The sequence below is a fragment of the Actinomadura xylanilytica genome (assembly GCF_030283145.1).
GTDB lineage: Bacteria > Actinomycetota > Actinomycetes > Streptosporangiales > Streptosporangiaceae > Spirillospora > Spirillospora xylanilytica.
On the sequence record NZ_JASNWE010000004.1, the window covers coordinates 586,404 to 605,155 of the forward strand.

Annotated in this window: 14 protein-coding genes, 1 tRNA gene and 1 pseudogene; 1 reads left to right on the top strand and 15 read right to left on the bottom strand. The window is 71.0% G+C overall.

Going from position 1 to position 18,752, the window contains the following annotated elements:
* Positions 1-81: 81 nt before the first annotated feature.
* The 12 genes from prmC to QP090_RS26605 all read right to left on the bottom strand — a co-directional run bounded on the left by prmC (position 82) and on the right by QP090_RS26605 (position 13,466).
* Complete coding sequence (gene prmC / locus QP090_RS26550; protein WP_285942128.1) at positions 82-942, bottom strand: peptide chain release factor N(5)-glutamine methyltransferase; 861 nt, start codon at positions 940-942, stop codon at positions 82-84.
* Complete coding sequence (gene prfA / locus QP090_RS26555) at positions 939-2,000, bottom strand: peptide chain release factor 1 (protein WP_285942129.1); 1,062 nt, start codon at positions 1,998-2,000, stop codon at positions 939-941. The genes prmC and prfA overlap by 4 nt, the downstream gene beginning before the upstream one ends.
* Positions 2,001-2,114: 114 nt before the next feature.
* The gene (gene rpmE / locus QP090_RS26560) at positions 2,115-2,336 is read right to left on the bottom strand and encodes a 50S ribosomal protein L31 (protein WP_285942130.1); all 222 of its coding nucleotides are present in this window, start codon (positions 2,334-2,336) and stop codon (positions 2,115-2,117) included.
* A gap of 251 nt (positions 2,337-2,587) precedes the next feature.
* Complete coding sequence (locus QP090_RS26565; protein ID WP_285942131.1) at positions 2,588-3,241, bottom strand: response regulator transcription factor; 654 nt, start codon at positions 3,239-3,241, stop codon at positions 2,588-2,590.
* A 61-nt stretch (positions 3,242-3,302) separates the two neighbouring features.
* Entirely contained in the window at positions 3,303-4,676 is a 1,374-nt protein-coding gene (locus QP090_RS26570) for a sensor histidine kinase (protein WP_285942132.1), read from the bottom strand.
* A gap of 206 nt (positions 4,677-4,882) precedes the next feature.
* Entirely contained in the window at positions 4,883-7,009 is a 2,127-nt protein-coding gene (gene rho / locus QP090_RS26575) for a transcription termination factor Rho (RefSeq protein WP_285942133.1), read from the bottom strand.
* Between the two features lie 466 nt (positions 7,010-7,475).
* Entirely contained in the window at positions 7,476-8,429 is a 954-nt protein-coding gene (gene thrB, locus QP090_RS26580) for a homoserine kinase (RefSeq protein WP_285942134.1), read from the bottom strand.
* An 89-nt stretch (positions 8,430-8,518) separates the two neighbouring features.
* Entirely contained in the window at positions 8,519-9,586 is a 1,068-nt protein-coding gene (thrC, locus tag QP090_RS26585; RefSeq protein ID WP_285942135.1) for a threonine synthase, read from the bottom strand.
* A gap of 123 nt (positions 9,587-9,709) precedes the next feature.
* Positions 9,710-11,011, bottom strand: coding sequence for a homoserine dehydrogenase (locus QP090_RS26590; RefSeq protein ID WP_285942136.1), 1,302 nt, complete (start codon positions 11,009-11,011; stop codon positions 9,710-9,712).
* The gene (gene lysA / locus QP090_RS26595; RefSeq protein ID WP_285942137.1) at positions 11,008-12,396 is read right to left on the bottom strand and encodes a diaminopimelate decarboxylase; all 1,389 of its coding nucleotides are present in this window, start codon (positions 12,394-12,396) and stop codon (positions 11,008-11,010) included. The genes QP090_RS26590 and lysA overlap by 4 nt, the downstream gene beginning before the upstream one ends.
* Complete coding sequence (locus tag QP090_RS26600; RefSeq protein WP_285942138.1) at positions 12,393-13,082, bottom strand: DALR anticodon-binding domain-containing protein; 690 nt, start codon at positions 13,080-13,082, stop codon at positions 12,393-12,395. The genes lysA and QP090_RS26600 overlap by 4 nt, the downstream gene beginning before the upstream one ends.
* A gap of 21 nt (positions 13,083-13,103) precedes the next feature.
* Positions 13,104-13,466 (bottom strand): response regulator transcription factor, encoded by a 363-nt coding sequence (locus QP090_RS26605; RefSeq protein ID WP_285942800.1) that lies wholly within the window; start codon positions 13,464-13,466, stop codon positions 13,104-13,106.
* A gap of 128 nt (positions 13,467-13,594) precedes the next feature.
* Here QP090_RS26605 and QP090_RS26610 point away from each other — a divergent pair.
* Positions 13,595-13,669, top strand: a tRNA-Arg gene (locus QP090_RS26610).
* Positions 13,670-14,495: 826 nt separating this feature from the next.
* Here the strand turns inward: QP090_RS26610 and QP090_RS37720 are convergent.
* The 3 genes and pseudogenes from QP090_RS37720 to QP090_RS26625 all read right to left on the bottom strand — a co-directional run.
* Positions 14,496-15,659: pseudogene (locus tag QP090_RS37720) on the bottom strand (recombinase family protein); the annotation flags it as partial.
* 127 nt (positions 15,660-15,786) lie between these two features.
* A complete protein-coding gene (locus QP090_RS26620) occupies positions 15,787-16,830 on the bottom strand; it encodes a replication-relaxation family protein (RefSeq protein WP_285942140.1) in 1,044 nt (347 codons plus the stop codon).
* Positions 16,831-18,044: 1,214 nt separating this feature from the next.
* On the bottom strand, positions 18,045-18,650 hold the full coding sequence (locus tag QP090_RS26625) for an ATP-binding protein (RefSeq protein WP_285942141.1): 606 nt from the start codon (positions 18,648-18,650) through the stop codon (positions 18,045-18,047).
* Positions 18,651-18,752 lie beyond the last annotated feature (102 nt).

Below are 18,752 nucleotides of genomic sequence, written 5' to 3' on the forward strand. Positions count from 1 at the left end.
GGTCGCCCGTCTTCCCATCTGCGCGGAGCTGGTGCTCCCTGGCACGCCCCAGGATATCCACGCTCCGGCGGGGCCGAGGCGTCAGTCGGTGCCGTACCGCGCTGTGACGAAGCGGTCGCGGTTGGTCAGATCGCGGCGGTTGCGGACGTCGCGCCAGCCGTTCTCCTCGGCGAAGATCCAGTAGACCCCGTTGCCCTGGAGATCGCTGTGCTCGACCGCCACGTGGCCGCCCGGCCGCAGCAGCCGGCGCGCCGCCGACTCCACCCGGCGGATCGCGTCGAGCCCGTCGTCGCCCCCGCCCCACAGCGCGTCGGCGGGGTCGTGGTCGCGGACGTCGCGCGGCACGTACTCCCACTCGCTCATCGGGATGTACGGCGGGTTGCTGACGACCAGGTCGACGGTGCCGTTCAGCTCGGTGAGGGCGGTCGCGAAGTCGTCCAGGTGCAGCCGCACCCGGCCCCGCTCGTCCAGCTCCTCGACGTTGCGGGTGGCGTGCACGAACGCCGTGGGGTCCTTCTCGACCGCGTGGACCCGGGCGCGCGGCGCCTCCAGCGCGATGGACAGCGCGATCGCGCCGGAACCGGTGCCGAGGTCGACCACCAGGGGGTCGCGCACGTCCATGTCGCGCAGCGTCTCCAGCACCCAGCCGGCCATCACCTCGGTCTCGGGCCGGGGCACGAACACCCCCGGGCCGACCTTCAGCTCCAGGTAGCGGAAGTACGCGCGGCCGGTGATGTGCTGCAACGGCTCGCCCGCCTCGCGGCGCGCCACGTACTCCCAGAACAGGGCGTCGAACGCGTTGTCCGGCACGCTGTGCAGCTCGGAGCGGTTGACCCGGTGCACGGCCGCGGCGAGCTCCTCGGCGTCGGCACGGGGCGAGGCGGCCCCGGCGTCGGCCAGCCGCGCGGTCGCCCTGGCGATCTCGTCGAGCAGCAGGTTCATGATCCTTGGGCTTCGGCCAGGCGTCGTTCCATGTCGGCGTCGACCAGCGCCTGCGTCACATTGTGCAGATCGCCGTCGAGCACCTGGTCGAGGTTGTAGGCCTTGTAGCCGACGCGGTGGTCGGAGATCCGGTTCTCCGGATAGTTGTAGGTGCGCACCCGCTCGGACCGGTCGACGGTGCGGACCTGGCTCTTGCGCTCGGCCGAGGCCGCGGCGTCGGCCTGCTCCTGCGCGATCGCCAGCATCCGGGACCGCAGGATGCGCAGCGCCTGCTCCTTGTTCTGGAGCTGGCTCTTCTCGTTCTGGCAGGACACCACGACGCCCGTCGGGAGGTGCGTGATGCGGACCGCCGAGTCGGTGGTGTTGACGCTCTGCCCGCCCGGCCCGGACGACCGGTACACGTCGATCCGCAGGTCGTTGGCGTCGATCTGGACGTCGACGTCCTCGGCCTCGGGGCTGACCAGCACGCCCGCCGCGCTGGTGTGGATGCGGCCCTGCGACTCGGTGACCGGCACCCGCTGCACCCGGTGCACGCCGCCCTCGTACTTCAGCCGCGTCCAGGCGCCGCCGTCCTGCCCGCGCGCCTTCACCGCGACCGTGACGTCCTTGTAGCCGCCCAGGTCGGACGGGTGCGCGTCGAGGACCTCGGTCTTCCAGCCGACCCGCTCGGCGTACCGCAGGTACATCCGCAGCAGGTCGCCGGCGAACAGCGCCGACTCCTCGCCGCCCTCACCGGCCTTGACCTCCAGAATGACGTCCTTGTCGTCATTGGGGTCGCGGGGCACCAGCAGCCGGCGCAGCCGCTCCTCCAGCTCCTCGCGGCGCTTGTCGAGCTCGACGGCCTCGGCGGCGAACGTCTCGTCCTCGCCGGCCAGCTCGCGCGCGGCGGCCAGATCGTCCTCGGTGGCGGTCAGCTCGCGGTAGGTCTCGACGATCGGGCGCAGCTCCGCGTAGCGCTTGCCCAGCCGCCGTGCGAGGTTCTGCTCCGCGTGCACCGAGGGGTCGGCGAGCCGCCCCTCGATGTCGGTGTACTCGCTGATGAGATCGTCGAGATTCACGGTATGTCCTGGCCCGTTCCGGCCGCGTGGCCTCCGAGTGCCCACTTCGAACGGCCCGGGGACCTGGAGAGTCCCCGGGCCGCCCCTGGTCGCCGCCGTGCGGCGATGGTCGCTCTACTTGTCGGCCTTCTTGCCCTTGCCGAAGCGCTGCTCGAAGCGCGCCACCCGGCCGCCGGTGTCGAGGATCTTCTGCTTGCCCGTGTAGAACGGGTGGCAGTCGGAGCAGATGTCGGCGCGCATCTCACCGCTCGCGGCGGTGCTGCGGGTCTCGAAGGTGTTCCCGCACGTACACGTCACGGTCGTGACGACGTAGTTCGGGTGGATGTCGGGCTTCATGAGATCTCCTCGCCTGGAGCGGTCGCCGGGCGCCCCCGGCCCGCACGGCGATGCCGTGGGAGATGTGGGAAGCGTGAACCGGTACCGCAGCGGTTGCACTCCAAGTGTGCCAGATACCCGAACGTGCCGAGGTCATCGGGCATTCCCGATCTTGCCCGGACGCTCCCTTGGTGCGGCCCGGACGTCCTGGCGCGGCTCTGACCTCCTGGTTCGGCCTCCCGGCCCGGCCCCAGCCCGGCCCCCAGTCCGGCTCAGACCTCGGAGCGGCCCAGGTAGGCCAGCACCGCCATGACGCGGCGGTGCCCGCCCTGCGCGGGTTGCAGGTCCAGCTTCATGAAGATGTTGGAGATGTGCTTCTCCACCGCGCCCTCGGTGACGACCAGGTCCCGCGCGATCGCCCCGTTGGCCTTGCCCTGGGCCATCTGCCCGAGCACCTCCTGCTCGCGCGGGGTGAGCGTCTGGAGCGGGTCGCCGGTGCGCCGCCGGCCGAGGAGCTGGCCGATCACCTCCGGGTCGATCACGGTGCCCCCGGCGGCGATGCGGCGGACCGCGTCGATGAACTCGGCGATGTCGGAGACCCGCTCCTTGAGCAGGTAGCCGACGCCCTCGGCCCCGCCGCCGATCAGATCGGTGGCGTACCGCTCCTCCACGTACTGCGACAGCACCAGGATCGGCGTGCCCGGCCGCCGCGCCCGCACCTCCAGCGCGGCCCGCAGGCCCTCGTCGGTGAACGAGGGCGGCATCCGCACGTCCACGATGGCCAGGTCGGGCTCGTGCCGCTCGACGATGCCGAGCAGCCCCGGCCCGTCCCCGACCGTCGCCGCGGTCTCGATCCCGGCGTCGCCGAGCAGCCGGACGAGCCCTTCGCGCAACAGCACCGAGTCCTCGGCGATCACAACCCGCATCCCCCCATTATCGGGCCTGCCGGCCGCCCCCGGACCTCTCCCACCGCCCGGGCCGGGACGATCACCAGGTGCAGGGCAGGTCCGCGCGGACGACCGTGGGCCCCCCGGGCGGGCTGTCGACGGTCAGTATCCCGTCGATGGTCGCGGCCCGGTCGGCCAGGCCCGCGAGCCCGCCGCCGGCCCCGGCCACCGCGCCGCCGACCCCGTTGTCGGCGATCTCGACGACCACCCAGGAGTCCTCCCGGGCGACGCGGACCGTCGCCCGGGTCGCGCGGGCGTACTTGGCGATGTTGGTCAGCGCCTCGGCGACGACGAAGTACGCGATGCTCTCGACCGCCGCGGGGGGACGCTCGGGCAGGTCGACCGCCACCTCGACCGGCACCGGCGCCCGCCCGGCCAGCCCGGACAGCGCCGGGTCCAGGCCGCGGTCGGTGAGGATCGCCGGGTAGATCCCGCGGGCCAGGTCGCGCAGCTCGGTGATCGCCTCCCTGGTGCCCGCGTGGGCCTGCTCGATCAGCGCCCGCGCGCCCTCGGGGTCGTCGTCGAGCTTGGCGCGGGCCCGGCCGATGTCCATCGCCACCGCCAGCAGCCGCTGCTGCGCCCCGTCGTGCAGGTCGCGCTCGATGCGGCGCCGCTCGAACTCGGCGGCGTCCACCCCGCGGGCGCGGCTGGCCCGCAGGTGCGCGGTGCGCCGCCGCAGCTCCAGGTTCTCCCGCTGCGAGCCGCTCGGGCCGAGGAGCAGCCGGGCGTACAGGACGTGCCCGATCGCCATCACCCGCGTCGCGTACATCGCCACGAGCAGCACCGCCAGCCCCACCACCGACACGGGCAGGGCCTCCACCGGGTTGCCCGCCCAGTACGAGACGTCGGCGACGTTGACCTCCATGCCGCCGCCCAGCGCCACGGCCACCGGCAGGAACACCAGGGTCGCGGCCGACCCCCACAGGAGCACCGCCACGATGAGCTCGGCGCACGCGACCGGAAGGTGCAGCCCGAGGTAGACCAGGTCCTTCCAGGTGGCCGGGTCGGACGCCATGTGCTTCAGCCTCACCACCGGGTTGCGGCCCTGCTGCGGAGTCCGGTACGGATTGGGGATCCGGACACCGAACGCCGCCAGGATCAGCCGCCGCTCCAGCATCGCGCCGAGCCGCCACGCGATCATCAGCATGGCCAGCAGCAGCACCCCGACCCAGATGATCGCGGTGGCCAGCGAGAACAGCAGCCCGACGGCCAGGACCATGAACCAGGCCAGCGCGGGCGCCACGCTCACCGCGAAGTACAGGGCCGACCGCCAGGTCACCGAGGATCTGGCCATGGCCAGCGGGGTCCACGGCCCGTAGGCGAGCGAGCCCGCGCGCCCGGCCGCCCGCGCGGCGCTCGCGCCCCCGGCCGGCTCCGCCGCGGCCCCGTCCGCCCCTCTGCTCAGCTCGCCCACATCGTCCCTCCGTGCCCGTTCCAGCGTACGGTCCCAGCCTGCGGCCCGGACCACGCCCGGACCATGCGGCACCCCGCCGGATCCGTGGTGGGGCTAACCCCACCACCGGGCCCGGGGCACGCGGACGCGACGGCGCCCCCGTCCGGATCAGGGCGGGGGCGCCGTCGCGCTACGGGAACCGTGCGCCTCGGGCGCGCGGCCGGTCGTCAGCGGTCGTCGGAGACCGTGGTCTTCTGGACCTGGAGCAGGAATTCGGCGTTGGACTTGGTCTCCCGCATCTTCTCCAGGAGGAGTTCCAGCGCCTGCTGGGTGTCGAGCGCGTGCAGCACGCGGCGGAGCTGCCAGACGACCCGCAGCTCCTCCGGCGCCATGAGGATCTCCTCCTTGCGGGTGCTGGACGCGTCGACGTCCACCGCGGGGAAGATGCGCTTGTCGGCCAGGCTCCGGTTGAGCTTGAGCTCCATGTTGCCGGTGCCCTTGAACTCCTCGAAGATGACCTCGTCCATCCGGGACCCGGTCTCCACCAGCGCGGTGGCGAGGATGGTCAGCGAGCCGCCGTTCTCGATGTTGCGGGCCGCGCCGAAGAACCGCTTGGGCGGGTACAGCGCGGTCGAGTCGACACCACCGGACAGGATGCGCCCGGACGCCGGGGCGGCCAGGTTGTACGCGCGGCCGAGCCGGGTGATCGAGTCGAGCAGTACGACCACGTCGTGGCCCAGCTCGACCAGCCGCTTGGCGCGCTCGATGGCCAGCTCGGCGACCGTGGTGTGGTCCTCGGCCGGACGGTCGAAGGTCGAGTGGATGACCTCGCCCTTCACCGTCCGCTGCATGTCGGTGACCTCTTCGGGACGCTCGTCGACCAGGACGACCATCAGGTGGCACTCGGGGTTGTTCTTGGTGATCGCGTTGGCGATCGACTGGAGCACCATCGTCTTGCCGGCCTTGGGCGGCGACACGATCAACCCGCGCTGGCCCTTGCCGATCGGCGAGACCAGGTCGATGATCCGGGTGGTCAGGATCCCCGGGTCCGACTCCAGCCGCAGCCGGTCCTGCGGGTACAGCGGGGTCAGCTTGCTGAAGTCGACCCGGCCCTTGGCCTGGTCGGGCTCCATCCCGTTGACGGTGTCGAGGCGGACCAGCGCGTTGAACTTCTCGCGCCGCTCGCCGTCGCGCGCCTGCCGGACCGCGCCGGTGATGACGTCGCCCTTGCGCAGGCCGTTCTTGCGGACCTGGGCCAGCGACACGTACACGTCGTTCGGGCCGGGCAGGTAGCCGGTGGTCCGCACGAACGCGTAGTTGTCGAGGATGTCGAGGATCCCGGCGACCGGGATCAGGACGTCGTCGTCGCTGAGCACCGGCTCCTCGTAGCGCTCGCCGCGACCGCCGCGACCGCGGTTGCGCTCACGGAACCGGCGCCCGCGCCGGCCCCTGCCGCTGCCGTCGTCATCGTCGTGCTGGCCGCCGCCGGAGTTCTGGCCGCCGCGCTGACGGCCGCCCTGCTCGCCCCGCTCACCACGCTCACCGCGGTCGCCCCGCTCACCACGGTCACCGCGGTCGTTGCGGTCGCCCCGGTCTCCACGCTCGCCGCGGTCGCCCCGCTCGCCGCGTTCCCGGCCCTCACCGCGCTCACCGCGCTCGCGGCCCTCGCCACGCTCACGGCCACCGCGTCCGCGCTGCCGGCCGCCCTCGCGTCCGTCGCGGTTCTCACGTCCGTCACGGCCGCCGCCGTCCCGTCCGCCCTGCTGCTGCTCGCCGTCGTCGGAGCCGCTCTCGGAGCGGGTCCGCTCGCCGGACTCGCGGTTCTGCCGGCCCTCGGAGCCGCCCTTGTCGGACTGCTTCTCGGCGGACCGGCCGCCCTGCCGGCCGGCCTTCTCGGGCCGCTCGCTCCGCTCCGTCTTCTCCGTCTTCTCCGCCTTCTCGGCCTTCTCGGCCTTCTTCTCGGCCGGAGCCTGCTGCTCGTCGGCGACCGCGGGTGCCGCCTCGGCGATGGCGGTCTGCTCGGCCGGCGCCTCGCGCTTGGCGGCGGTACGGCTACGGCGCGGGCGCTCGGTCTTCTCCGTCGCAGCGGCTCCCTGCTCGCCTCCCGCCGAGCCCTGCCCCTGGCCGCCCTGCTTCTCCTGGATGGCGGCGATGAGCTGGCTCTTGCGCATCCCGGTGGTACCGGTGATGCCGAGGCTGGACGCGAGCGCCTTGAGTTCGGGCAGCACCATGGCCGACAGCCCGGTGCCGGTCCGGCGGCGCCGGGGGGTGGCACGCTCGGCGCCGGCCTCTTCGGCCGGGGCGGCGGGTGCCGTGCTCGATGCGTCCGTAAGGAGTTCGCTGGATTCGCTCACTAAGGGTCCTTCCCAGGGAGCGGGCGTTGGCCGGCGTTCGGCCAGTCAACCCGGTGGTGCGGCCCGGCGGGGGCGCCGAGTCGGGCTCCGCTGATCACGATGGGGCCGCGATCTGCGATTTCTGGGCACAGCCAGATGGTGGACGGGACGGATGGCTCGTGCGTGTCCCCTGTTCCGCGCCGTCCGAAGTTTCGCTGGAATGCCTGACAACGGGATGTCACGGTGTCGGGGAGCCTAGTACGCGCGACCGACACGGCCGAAAGGCCGGACAGCTGACGCGCGGCAGACGAGCACACGGGCCCGAACGGGGCATCTGGTGCGGCATTCAGCCTAACATCACCAGGGCGCACTGCTATTCCCCAGAGGTCGATGTCTCGCATTTTACCTGGCTGGATCACGGCACCTGGCTGGAGCGGATCCCGGCGCCTGGCCGGAGCGCTGCACCATCCCCGCCCCAGCGCGAACGTCAGGGCCGGATCGACGGACGACCGGCCCGGACGTGGGCACCGCGGGGGGCAACGTCCAACGGGCGTATGTGCCACCCATTACCCAGTTCTGAAGCTATCGAATCAACTTGTGATGCGGTGGTGAAGGCCAGGACAGTGGGACCCGCCCCGGAAATCACGGCGGGCACACCCGCCCCGCGCAGCCGCGCGACAAGCCCGGCCGATTCCGGCATGGCGGGGGCACGGAAATCCTGATGCAACCGGTCTTCGGTCGCGTCCAGCAGCACGCCCGGGTCGAGCCCGGCGGTGAGCGCCGCGACGAGCAGCGCGGCGCGCCCCGCGTTGGCCGCCGCGTCGCCGTGCGGGACGGTCTCGGGGAGCAGCCCGCGGGCCCGCTCGGTGGCCAGGCGCTGCTCCGGGACGAACGCGACGACCCGTTCGACCGCCGGATCGAGCCGGACCAGCCTGGGCCCGTCCGGCGTCGTCCAGGCGACCGTCAGGCCGCCGGCCAGGCACGGCGCGACGTTGTCGGGGTGCCCCTCGATCTCGGTGGCCAGGCGCAGCGCCGCCTCGTCGTCCAGCAGCCGCCCGCGCGGATGCAGGTGCCGCGCCGCGACGAGCCCGGCGACGGTCGCCGCCGACGACGAGCCGAGCCCGCGGCTGTGCGGGATCCGGTTCACGCAGCGCAGCCGCAGCCCGGCGGGCTGGCCGAGCGCGGTCGCGCCGCCCGCTTCCGCCAGCTCATCGATCAGGTCGAACGCGCGGCGCAGCACCCTGACGATGAGATGCCGCTCGCCGCGGCCCTCGACCTCGCCGCCCTCGCCGGCCACCTCGATGACCAGGCCGCCGCCGGTCACCTCGACCTCGACGTCGTCGTGCAGCTCCAGCGCCAGGCCCAGCGAGTCGAACCCCGGGCCGAGATTGGCGCTGGTCGCCGGCGTCCGGACCAGCACGGACTCGTTCGGCCAGCTCATCGCCCGCCCCCTCGGTACAGGTACATCGGTGGAAGTCGCAGGCCCGCCGGGCGCCGCGCGCGGCGCCCGGCGGGGCCGGTGGCGGGAGGTCAGGCGAGGCCGAGCGCGGACGCCGCGGCGTGCGCGTCCACCTTGACGGTCGTCGGCGCGGGCGCCCCGGAGATCGCCCAGTCGGGGTCCTTGAGGCCGTTGCCGGTCACCGTGCAGACGACCTTGGTGCCGGGCCGCACGACGCCCTGCTCGCACGCCTGGAGCAGCCCGGCGACGCTCGCCGCGGAGGCGGGCTCGACGAACACGCCCTCCTCGCTGGCCAGCAGCCGGTAGGCGGCCAGGATCTGCCGGTCGGTGACCGAGTCGATCGCGCCGCCGGAGTCGTCGCGGGCGGCGATGGCCAGATCCCAGGAGGCGGGGTTGCCGATCCGGATCGCGGTGGCGATGGTCTGCGGCTTGAGCACCGGCTCGCCCTTGACGAACGGCGCGGCGCCGCTGGCCTGGAAGCCGAGCATCCGGGGGGTGCGGGACGCGGGCCCGTCGGCCGCGTACTCCTGGTAGCCCATCCAGTAGGCGGAGATGTTCCCGGCGTTCCCGACCGGCAGGCAGTGCACCTCGGGGGCGTCGCCGAGCGCGTCGACGATCTCGAACGCGGCGGTCTTCTGCCCCTGGAGGCGGTACTTGTTGACCGAGTTGACCAGGGCCACCGGGTAGTCGACCGACAGCTTGCGGGCCAGCTCCAGGCAGTCGTCGAAATTGCCGTCGACCTGGAGCAGCCGGGCGCCGTGCACCAGCGCCTGCGCCAGCTTGCCCATCGCGATCTTGCCCTGCGGGACGAGCACCGCGCAGGTCATCCCGGCCCGCACCGCGTAGGCGGCGGCCGACGCCGAGGTGTTGCCGGTGGACGCGCAGATCACGGCCTTGGCGCCGTCCTCGGCCGCCTTGCTGATCGCCATCGTCATCCCGCGGTCCTTGAACGAACCGGTCGGGTTGGCGCCCTCGACCTTGAGATGGACCTCGCAGCCGGTGAGCTGGGAGACCCGGACCGCCGGGAGCAGCGGCGTACCGCCCTCCAGCAGCGTGACGACCGGCGTTCTCTCCGTCACCGGGAGCCGGTCTCGGTACTCCTGGATAAGGCCACGCCACACGCGAGCGGTCGCGTTCACGTCGATCTCCTCAGCTGACCAGTTCTCTGGGGAACGCCCCAGACCCCGCCGCGCGGCCGGGGCGATCACCGCCCTGACCGGCACTGTTGTGCGAATTGTAAGGCCCGGAACGGCGGTTTCGGGCTATTCCTCGCCCTCGACCCGCATGACGCTCGCCACCTCGCGGACGATGTCGAGCCGCTGCAGCCCCTGCACGGTCGCGCTCAGCGCCGCGTCCGGGGCCCGGTGCGTCACCACGACGAGCTGCGCGTCCTCGCTCAGCCCCTCCTGCCGCACCGCCTGGATCGACACCCCGTTCCGGGCGAACTCCTCGGCGACCGTGGCGAGCACGCCGGAGCGGTCGGCCACGTCGAGCTGGACGTAGTACCGCGTGATCGTCTCGCCCATCGGCAGCACCGGCAGCCTGGCGTAGGTGACCTCCACCGGTCCCGGCGTGCCGCGCGCGAGGTTGCGGGCCACCGCGACCAGGTCGCCGAGGACGGCCGACGCGGTCGGGGCGCCGCCCGCTCCGGCGCCGTAGAACATCAGCGACCCGGCCGACTCGGCCTCGACGAACACCGCGTTGTAGGCCTCGCGCACGCTGGCCAGCGGATGCGTCCTGGGGATCATCGCCGGGTAGACGCGGACCGAGACGCCGCGGCCGTTGCGCCCGCCGGCCTCCGGCACCCGCTCGCAGATGGCCAGCAGCTTGACGACGCAGTCCATCTCCTTGGCGCCGGCCACGTCGGCGGGGCTGACCTCGGTGATGCCCTCGCGGTGCACGTCCGCCGCGGTCACCGGCGTGTGGAACGCGAGCTGCGCGAGGATCGCGGCCTTGGCGGCGGCGTCGAAGCCCTCCACGTCCGCGGTCGGGTCGGCCTCGGCGTAGCCGAGGGCCTGCGCCCCCTCCAGCGCCTCGTTGAACCCGGCGCCGTGCGCGTCCATCTGGTCGAGGATGTAGTTGGTCGTGCCGTTGACGATGCCCAGCACGCGCTGCACGTGGTCGCCGACCAGCGACTCGCGCAACGGCCGCAGCAGCGGGATCGCGCCCGCCACCGACGCCTCGTAGTAGAGGTCGGTGCCGTACTCGCGGGCCGCCGCGAACAGCGTCGCGCCGTCCTCGGCCAGCAGCGCCTTGTTGGCGGAGATGACCGACTTCCCGGACTTCATCGCCTCCAGCATCAGCGTGCGGGCCGGCTCGATGCCGCCGATCACCTCGATGACGATGTCGACGTCATCGCGCGTGACCAGGGCCCGCGCGTCGGTGGTCAGCAGTGCGCGGTCGACGCCCGCGCGGACCCGGTCGGGACGCCGCACGGCGACCCCGGCCAGCTCCAGCGGGACACCGACGCGCGCGGCCAGGTCGTCGGCCTGCTCGCGCAGCAGCCGGACGACCTCGGTGCCGACGACGCCGCACCCCAGCAGCGCCACCCGCAAAGGTTTCACGCTTTGACCTCCGCATCGAGCCGCAGCAGGTCGTCGCCGGTCTCCCGGCGGACGATGACCCGCGACCTGCCGTCCCGGACCGCCACCACGGCGGGCTTGGGGACGAAGTTGTAGTTACTGGCCATTGATCGACAGTACGCACCGGTCGCAGCGACCGCCACCAGGTCACCCGCCGCAAGATCTGCGGGCAACCACACGTCACGGACGACGATATCCCCGCTCTCGCAGTGCTTGCCGACAAGCCTCCCGAGCATCGGCTCGGCGTCGGACCCGCGGCTGGCCAGCACGCACGTGTACTCGGCGCCGTACAGCGCGGTCCGCAGGTTGTCGCTCATGCCGCCGTCGACCGACACGTACGTGCGCAGCCCCTCGACGTCCTTGACGGTGCCGACCTCGTACAGCGTGACCCCGCCGGACCCGACGATCGCCCGGCCCGGCTCCACCGTCAGCCGCGGCATCTGCAGCTCGTACGACCGGCACTCGCGCCCGACGATGTCGCGCAGGCTGTCGGCCATCGCCTTGGGGTCGATCGGCTCGTCCCCCGACGTGTAGGCGATGCCGTAGCCGCCGCCGAGGTCGAGCTCGGGCAGCTCCAGCCCGTGCTCGTCCCGGATCGCGACCAGCAGCTCGGCCAGCCGGTGCGCCGCGACCTCGAACCCGTCCGCGTCGAAGATCTGCGACCCGATGTGCGAGTGCAGCCCGACCAGCTCCAACTGCTTGAGCTCCAGCACCCGCCGGACCGCCTCCAGCGCCGCCCCGGAGTTGCGCGAGAACCCGAACTTCTGGTCGTCGTGCGCGGTCGCGATGAACTCGTGCGTGTGCGCCTCGACCCCGGTCGTCACCCGCACCATGACCTTGGGCCGGACGCCCGCCCGGTCGGCCAGGTAGCCGAGCCGCGCGATCTCCTCGTACGAGTCGAGCACGATCCGCCCGACCCCGACCTCCAGGGCCCGCTCCAGCTCGGCGACCGACTTGTTGTTCCCGTGCAGGGTGATGCGCTCGGTGGGGAACCCCGCGGCCAGCGCCACGGCCAGCTCTCCCCCGCTGCACACGTCCAGCCCCAGGCCCTCCTCGTGCACCCACCGCGCCACGGCGACGCACAGGAACGCCTTGCCCGCGTAATGCACGTCCCCGTCATGGAACGCCGCCGCGTACTCCCGCGCGCGCGCCCGGACGTCGTCCTCGTCGTACACGTACAGCGGCGTGCCGTACTCCTCGGCCAGATCCCGCACGTCGACGCCGGCGATGCTCAACACGCCGTCGCGCCTGGCGCCCCGGGGCCACACCAGCGGTTCCAGGGCGTTCAGGTCCTCGGCCGGCGGCAGCGGGTGGTCTTCGGGCAGGACGTCGGCGTGCCGGGGTCCTGCCGGGTGAACGCGGCTCATACTCGCTCTCTAGGGGTCTCACCGATCATCTTCAGGCCGTTTCCCAAGGCGGTGCGCGCGGCCCCGGCCAGACCGACCCTCGCCGCGTGCACCGCCCCGGGTTTCTCATCGCCCTTGGGCAGCGCCGGACACCGCTCGTGCACGTCGTGATAGGCGCCCGCCAGCCGTTCCAGATGCCCCGCCAGCGGCCTGGCGTCGCACTCCCGCTCGGCCTGCGCCGCCCTGCCGGGCAGTTCGCCCAGCGCCTTCAGCAACTCCAGCTCCTCGCCCAGGTATCCCACCGGGGCCCCGGCCCGCACGCCCAGGCCCTCGGCCCACCGCCCGACCCATCCGGCCCGCGCATAGGCATAACGCACGGCGAATCCCGGATTGTCGAACGTCCGAGGCCATTCGGCCCAGCCGCCCGGGGGCACCGCGGCCATCCCGTACGCGTCATCGACGCGCCCGACCAGCGCCCCGGGCTCGACCCTCACCCGGACGAACCCGCGCGAGGTCACCTCACCGCCCACCCGCCCGGCGATCATCCGCGGATCGATCCCCAGCCGCAGCGCGACCGGACTCTCGTAGACCCCCGCGCCGGTACAGCTCACCGCCACGTCCGCGGGCACCGGCACGTCGGCCTCGCCGCGCGCCACGGCGTCCCGCACCGCGGCCACGAGAGCGGCGCCCACCTCGGCTGGAGTCACCCTCGCGAGACTAGCTGACCACTATCTGGACACCGTCGCGAGCTTGCGCACCGTCTGGATCAGCTGGTTCGGATCGAACGGCTTGGTCACATAGGCGTCGACGCCGATCTCATGCCCCCGCCGCACATCGTGCTCCTGGGCCCGCGCCGTGATCATGACCACCCGGATGTGCCGCGTCCCCGGATCCTCCCGGAGCCGGCTCGCGGTCACCCACCCGTCCAGCCGCGGCATCATCACGTCCAGCGTGATCACGTCCGGCCCCACCTCGCCCACCCGGTCCAGGCAGTCCCGCCCGTCCACCGCGGTGAACACCTCGAACCCCTCAAGCTGGAGGTTCACGGCGATGAGCTGCCGGATCACCTCGTCATCATCGACGACCAGCACGCGTCCCAGTGGCTCGGTCACGGCCACGAAGTTAGCCGACTCCCCCCACCCGCGCACGCGGAACGCCCAGGTGCACGCAACCCCCGCAACCCTGGTAACCTTCATCTCGCGCCGAAACACCGGCGCGGGCCCCCTTAGCTCAGGGGATAGAGCAACGGCCTCCGGAGCCGTGTGCGCAGGTTCGAATCCTGCAGGGGGCACCACACAGACCCGCGCATGATCCCCATCATGTGCGGGTTTTTCGTTTGTCAGGGTGCCCGCAGCCGCCTTTCGTTGCGCCGTTAGGACATCCGGCGTAATGGTCACCTGGCAATGGACCTTATTGGCCTCACGGTCGTAACGCATTTCCAGGCGGAACGCGTCGAACAACCGGCGGAGCGCGGCCTCGGGCACCTGCGCAAAGTCGATGCTCCCGGTGGGCAACCGGTCGAGAAGGTCAGGGCACTGCCGGGCCGGACGAGTCCGCTCCAACTCGACGAGGCGGGTCTTCTTCTCCTCGCGCTCGGCGCTGAGCTTGGCCGCTCGGATGTTGACGTCGCGGGTGAACTCTGGGTCCGGCGTTTCGAGATGCTCCAGGCTGCTGATCAAGCGCTCCCGCCGCGCGGCGATGTCGTCGATGGACTTGCGGACCGCTTCCACGGCCGCCCGATGCTCGATGACGGCGTGTTCGTCGGAGTCCGCGAGCAGGGTGGACAGACGGGAGCGGCGAGCCCGTCCGAACACCTCACTGTTGAAGAACTCCGACAACCCCTTGAGCAACAGGTCCTCGCGAACCCAGTAGCTGCGCGGATGGCCCTCGGGGACGTACCCCTTGGGCGGACGGCAGATGTAGTACTCGGTGCCCACCCGATTGTTGCGGCCGAAAAGGCGACGACCGCAGCCCACGCATACGAGGTAGGAGCGCAGAACGTACGAACGCCGAGTGCCCGGACACACGTTGCGCCCCGGCGCGCTTCGCGAGCGTTCGCGGCGGCGGGCGACCTGCTGTGCGGCGGTGAAGACCTCCACCGGCACCAGAGGCTCGTGGGTGGGCACCGGCGACCAGACCCACGCCTCGGGCGGATTGTGCTTGCCGCCGTCTCTCTTGGTAGCTCTGCGGTTCCACACCATGTAGCCGGTGTGCTTCGGATTGACCAGAATCTCGCGGACCGCAGAATGCGTCCACCGGCCGACCGCCCGTTCAGGGTCGACCGGCTGCGGCGGCGGGTAGCGGTCCAGGTCGGTGTTGAGACGGTCGGCGATCGCCTGATAGCCCAGGCACTCGCCGACCCGCCATCCGTAGATCGTCGTGACGACCGGCCCGCGCACCGGGTCAGGAGTCAGGGTGTGCTTGGACGCCCCCTCGGCCCGCCTGGCCGGAACCGGATGAGGGATCTTCTTGGCGAGATGGCCGTACGGCGGTTTTCCGATGTTGTAGCCCTGCTCGGTGTGGGTCTCGAACCCACCCCAGGACTTCTCCAGCAACTCCAGCACGTACCACTCGGCGACGCCCTGCTTGACCCGCCGCGTGAGGATCTGCGAGGCGCGCTTGCCATCCAGGACGATGGGCTCGTCCGCTGCCAGAAGCAGCACGCCCGCCTCTTCGAGTTTGTTCTCGATGAGAGTGCCGATGTAGGTACGGCGGGCGATGCGGTCGATCGATTCGCAGATCACCGCATCGAAGCGCCGGTCTGATCGCTCGGCCTCTTCCAGCAGGTCGGTGATGCCGCCCTCGCGGGGAACGGGAATCGCGAATCGCTCATGTCCCCGCCCTCGGCCGCGTGCGGCCAGGTCTTTGCGGCCGGACTCGATGTCGTAGAAATGCGCGACGATCACGGCCTGGTCCGGCAGGACCGCCCGGCAACTGCTGAGTTGCCGGGGAATGGACAACGTCGGGTCCTGCTGGTCCTCGGTGGAGGTTCGTCCCACGAACGCCAGCCGCAACGGCCCCGGCGCGCGACGACCGCCGCCCGGACCGGTCAGTCTTCCCCGGCGGGTTCCCCGAGATCCTGTCCCGAGGAGTTCGAGCGGTATGGGTGCTCCTGATCCGTGGCCCACAGCAGTACCTCCCTGATCGCGCGTGCCTGCGCACGTCGCAGATGTTCGGCCGACGCGTCGTCGGCGGTGATGACCGTCCACTCGAACCGTGGACCGGAACCGCTGACCGGACGCACGTCCGCCGCCCCCGTCCCTGGCACGGCGGGCGCGCAACATGCACGCTCGGCTCCGTCGCCGCAGTCAAGGTCCGTACTCGCGCTGGCACTCATGGCCCTTCTCTTGCAGGGCCGGCGGACGGCATGCCTGGTGGGGCCTTCACAGGCCGGTTCGTCCGCGGGCGCGTTCACCAGGCGTCCTCCATGCCAACCCTCGGCTCGTTGACCACCGGGGCGGGTGGATGGACGGCCGGAAGTTGCGCGAGCCGTAGTCGCTTGTTGTAGGCCCAGCCAGAGGACTCGCCTGCGGACAAGTGGGCGAAGGTCTCCAGGGGAAGCCACAGGGGACCGGCGGGGTCACCGTTCCTCTCCCTGTCTCCTGCCTCATCGCCGGGGAACACACCTGTGGCGATCGGAAGCTGGATCTGCCCGTAACGGGCGGAGACGCTCGCGGTCTCGTTCAGCGCGCGCCGTGCTCCTGGTTCACGGCCATGCCGTGTGAACACGAACACCAACCAGGGCAGCCTGTCGTCCTGATCGAGGGCGAACCATTCAGCGGCCTTCTGGTATCCGGTGAGCTTGGACGCAAGCTGGTTCAGGTTCTCGGTCCCGGTGTCGTACTCCACGAAGAAGTCGACCGCTCCGCCCGCGTGACTGCCCCAGACTTCTTGTGCCTGTTCGATCTGGGACTCGTCTTCGAGGCGCTCTTCGCGCCAGCGGCCGTAACCGTCCGGACGGACCAGGTCACCGATCTTCCTCGCGACCTGCTGCGCCGACCACCACCGTTCCAGATGGCCTTGCCACAGCGCTCCCCTCGTCCCCGCCGTGACCGCGCTCTGCGTCGTACGGGCGGACAGCGTCAGGGCGGTGAAGAAGCCGTTGCAGCCGACCAAGTGCGCCAGGCGAGGACTGGACGCGATCGCCAGCGATTTGTCTCGACGGACCCGTACGCGGTCCAGGTCGGTGTCGTCTTCAGCAGCCAGCACTGCCGCCCCCAACACGTCCAGGACGTAGTGCCACGGCGCCGAGCCCCGGTCCAGACGTGGACGGAACCTTGCCAGCACACCCAGACCGGCCAGCACCGCCAGCCGGTGCCGCGTGCTGACCTCACTGGTGAACGCCAGATCGCAGATCTGCCCGGTTGTCAGCACGCGATGATCGGCCACCGCGCGGATCACCTCCCGGTCCCGGTCAGTCAGCCGACCCGCAAGTTCCAGCAGGGCCAACTCCATCCGCCGAGAGCGCAGTGCCGAGTTTCCCCTCGTCTTCCCGTTCGCCGACTGTGCCCGACGAGACGGAGCCCGATCTCCATCCCAGATCACCTATAACGCCCCCCTTGAACGGTCGCTGCTCCATCACCCGGCTCCGCCTCCCCACGAGGCTCCGAGTTTCCCCCTCACCTCTAAAGGACCGCTCAGAGGCCCAAATTGGATTTCGAGCTTTCAGTTTTTGCCAACTTTTGGCGGCCCAGGACCCGGCCTGGCGAGCTCTGTTCGTGGCGGGGAAACATCGGTGGCGGCGGCGCGATCGCGGCTCAGCCTGAAGGTTCTGCCTGGTCACAGCGGATTCTGACACCGTGGACGCTGGCTATGTCCCAGCCTCCGAGGTCCTCTGGGCCTCATGAACGACAGGCGCCAGGACTGGCCGTCCATGACTTGGGGTCAGTACCGCCCATCCCGCCTCGGCGAGGACGGCCAGCTCGTCAACGGCAACCTTGCCGGGCAGCCCAGCCGCGTCCACGGTCACCACGACCCGGGATTGGCCGCTAACGCGCCCCACATGGCCACTGTCGCCGCGTTCGGGTGTTCCCCGCCCCGCAGCATCGTCCATGCGGACGGGGCCGTCAGCGAACGTGTCAGCGGCGAACGCCGTCGTTGAGACAGAGATGGATCGCAACTTCGAAACGACTATGCGAAATATTCATACTATGACGCCTTTTCGAGCAGCTTTCAGCCTCACCGCCTTCACTCCGGTATGCCCTCTAATGCGCCATCCGCTCGCACTCGCAGCCTCGTTCGTGGTCACCAGTCGATCTGGCGGAAAGCGAGCCCGTTCGTTCATGACTCTCGAATGGGTCATCAGAAGAATAGAGATGGAGCGACCTGAGCACTGACGTCTACACATCAACACACACGCATCATCTGTGTCCTCTCAAGGGCAACCTGGGCCATCAACACCCGACCCAAAAGGGCGCCTACCTGCGAGAACGGGGAGCTCAGGGGCGGCAACTCAAGTCGTCCGCCGCATTGGCCGCCCGATCTGCCGCCCGATCCGCACACCTGAAGATTCTCAGGAGGTCACCCGCTGACCGCCACACCCGCACCCGCTCCCGTCAAGCCGGAAGGCCCTGCCCGCCGCCCCGTGGGGGCTCGCGGGCAGGGCCGACGCGCCAGGCCTCATCTATCCTGGCCTCGGGACCAGCCTGCTAACTCCAGGCTGGTCCCTTCTACATTCCCAGGACTATCGCCAGGTCGGGCCGGGCCTCGGGTCGGGCCTTGAGGTCCAGATCGGCCCAGACCGTATGACCAACGTCGCGATTCCCGTGGGTGCCCACTGCGACAGCGAGTTCGGAGACCGTGAGCAAGCCCCGGCCGTGCTCGCACCGTTCGCCTCCGGGCTGCTCGACCACGACGGTGGGGAATCCTCGGCCGCCCTGGTCCGTGACCGCGAGATAGGCGAGATCCGCCAGTGTCAGTTCCAGGCCGAACCAACCGCCGTGCTCCCCAGACCGGGTGTGCCGGACGGCGTTACTCGTCAACTCGGTCACGATGAACGCGACCTCGTCCTCGTATCCGGTGCCCGCGAACAACGCCACAGCGAACTGCCGCGCCACCGGAATCTGGTCAAGCCTTCCGGCATAGGTGCGCCGCCAGGCCATCGGCTCCGAAAGCCGCAGCCAGTCGGCCGGGGAGCTGCAGCCCCATTTCCTCTTGGACATCTCTTCGATCACCTCTCTGCATCGCCGCCCACCGCCGCAATTGCAGCCGGAAATGACGTGGGCGGCCGGAATGCAATGAGGCAACAACTCGGCAGAGGTGGTCAAGCCTTTCACGCCGATACACGACTCCAGACCCAGACCTCTACCGCCTCAGGAAGCCCGACCTCGAAAGCGCGATTCCATCGATGCCCATAAGGATCACCCTCATCCGCCACC

What these genes read in the sequence shown, in the direction of transcription:
- prmC (WP_285942128.1), bottom strand. Translation starts at nt 942, where the DNA reads ATGAACCTGCTGCTCGACGAGATCGCCAGGGCGACCGCGCGGCTGGCC.
- lysA (WP_285942137.1), bottom strand. Translation starts at nt 12,396, where the DNA reads ATGAGCCGCGTTCACCCGGCAGGACCCCGGCACGCCGACGTCCTGCCC.
- QP090_RS26620 (WP_285942140.1), bottom strand. Translation starts at nt 16,830, where the DNA reads ATGGAGTTGGCCCTGCTGGAACTTGCGGGTCGGCTGACTGACCGGGAC.
- QP090_RS26565 (WP_285942131.1), bottom strand. Translation starts at nt 3,241, where the DNA reads ATGCGGGTTGTGATCGCCGAGGACTCGGTGCTGTTGCGCGAAGGGCTC.
- rpmE (WP_285942130.1), bottom strand. Translation starts at nt 2,336, where the DNA reads ATGAAGCCCGACATCCACCCGAACTACGTCGTCACGACCGTGACGTGT.
- thrB (WP_285942134.1), bottom strand. Translation starts at nt 8,429, where the DNA reads ATGAGCTGGCCGAACGAGTCCGTGCTGGTCCGGACGCCGGCGACCAGC.